The sequence below is a fragment of the Brachyspira innocens ATCC 29796 genome (assembly GCF_000384655.1).
GTDB lineage: Bacteria > Spirochaetota > Brachyspiria > Brachyspirales > Brachyspiraceae > Brachyspira > Brachyspira innocens.
In genome coordinates, this window is the sequence record NZ_ARQI01000019.1 from 1 (window position 1) to 2,167 (window position 2,167).

The 2,167-nt window shown below is 28.1% G+C and carries 3 protein-coding genes; all 3 read left to right on the plus strand.

What is annotated here, in order from left to right; all coding sequences use genetic code 11:
- Positions 1–333 precede the first annotated feature (333 nt).
- Positions 334–1,194: an ExeA family protein gene (locus F811_RS0100170; protein WP_014486572.1), complete on the plus strand. Its 861-nt coding sequence runs from the start codon at positions 334–336 to the stop codon at positions 1,192–1,194.
- 24 nt (positions 1,195–1,218) lie between these two features.
- On the plus strand, positions 1,219–1,560 hold the full coding sequence (locus F811_RS0100175) for a hypothetical protein (protein WP_020003307.1): 342 nt from the start codon (positions 1,219–1,221) through the stop codon (positions 1,558–1,560).
- 137 nt (positions 1,561–1,697) lie between these two features.
- Positions 1,698–2,167: phage protein GemA/Gp16 family protein (locus tag F811_RS16165; RefSeq protein WP_020003308.1), on the plus strand; the 470-nt coding region annotated here is incomplete at its 3' end.

Genomic DNA, 2,167 nt, shown 5'->3' on the forward strand with positions numbered 1-2,167 from the left:
AAAAATAAAGAAAATAAGGAGAATGAAAATATAATTTAACGAGCCAAGCCCAGATGGCAAACTTGTTTGACAGCTTATTTATAGGGCGACAGCGAGTATTGCCTACGGCACGCACCGAATAGGTGCCTACTCGGCAAGGCGGCAATAATAAAAAATAAAGAAGCTAAAGAGGATAATCAAGGAGTTGGCTGATGTTAATAGTAATTATATATTCAGTAATAATTGCTGCAGCTTTATTTTTGTTTATAAAATATTAAAAAATTAAAAAGGAGGTGGATGAATGCCGCCGCTTATACATCCATGTAGCGTCGGCATAAAAACATCCGTGTTTTTATGGCAATAAATATAAAAGCATTTAGAAAGTTTGGATTTAAACATGATCCTTTCTTTGGTGATATAGAAAAAATGGAAGATGTATATTTAAACGGTGATATGCGTTTTATGACAGAGTTTATATGTCAGACAGCAAAGCAAGGAGGAATGGTAGCTTTAATTGGAGAAAGCGGAAGCGGTAAAACTACTTTAAGAAGATATGCTATTGACACTATGGAAAAAGAAAATCAAAGAGTAAAAATAATACAATGTAAGATTATAGATAAAACGAGACTTTCTGTAGGAGCTATATGCGATTCTATAATATTAGATGTTTCTTCAGAATCTCCAAAAAAGAGTTTAGAAGCTAAAGCAAGGCAGGTTGAAAGAATATTAACTAATTCATCAAGAATGGGATTTGCTCATGTACTCATAATAGAAGAAGCACATGATTTAAGTATAGCAACACTCAAATATCTAAAAAGATTTTGGGAGCTTGAGGACGGATTGAAAAAATTACTTTCAATACTTTTAATAGGACAGACAGAACTAGCAGGCAAATTAGATGAAAGTAAAAATTATGAAGCTAGAGAAATTATAAGAAGAATGGAATTATTAAAAATAGAACCTTTATCTGATCCTAAAGATATAAAAACATATTTACAATTAAAGTTTGCCAAAGCTGGAGTGAATATTGATGATATTATTACAGACAAAGGTATAGAGGCAATATCTTCAAAACTTTCAAGTAAATTATTAAAAGGTACAACAATAAGTAAAGCCTATCCTTTAAGTATAAATAATTTAATGAGAAGAGCAATAAATAAGGCTTATGATTTAAAAATAAATAAAATTGATGAACATTTAATAATGAGTTTATAAATATTAGTTTAATTGGGGGGAATTATGATGGATTCAAGTAAATATAGGACTTTATCGATAGCTATAGAACATGACACTTATAATAAATTAAATGAATATTGTAATAAATCTAATAAGTTCAAAAGTTCTATAATTAGAATGATACTCAATAATTTTTTGAAAGATAAGGGAGTAAAAATCAATCAAGATGAAACTAATAAAACTAAAGAAAATTATTGCATAAAAATAAAATTATCAAAAACTGATTATGAGGAATTAAAAAACTATGCTGAAAGAAAAAAATTTGGTTCAATAAAAACATTAGCTTTATTTGCTATGAATCAGTATATAACAAAATACCCAATTAAAAATGATTCATCAAAATAACTCATAAAAAAGGATTTTTTTATACATGCTATTATTTATACCAAAAACAATAAAAAGACTTTTAGGCTGTACAGCCATACGGCAATAAATGGCTTTTAATAGATGATACCAAACTAAGAAAATAGGAGGATTTTTAAATGTTTAAAGAAAAAAAGAGTGAAAACAAACGAAAGAAAATGATAGCTAAAATACATATAGGTAAAAAATATTTAGGACTAAATGAAGATGATTATAAAGTATTTTTAAAAGCCACAGCAGGTAAAGAAAGCACAACAGATATGACTGTTGAAGAATTAAAAGAAGTATTAAATTCAATGAATGTTGCTGGAGCTTTCGCCTGCCAAAGGCACGCTTCGCGAGGCGGACAGTCGTCTAGTAAAAATCAAAAAAATGAAAATGATAAACATTTTTACGTAACCTATCAAGATACAAAATATTTAACAGAAAAACAAGTTAAATTTATAAAAGGATTATGGTGGAAAAAATCAAATAATCCAAGCGAAAATACATTGAAAGTTTTTATAAAAAGAATAACAGGTAAAAACTCTCTATCTGAATGCGGACATAAAGAAGCTAATATATTAATAACAGCAATACAGGAAATTAA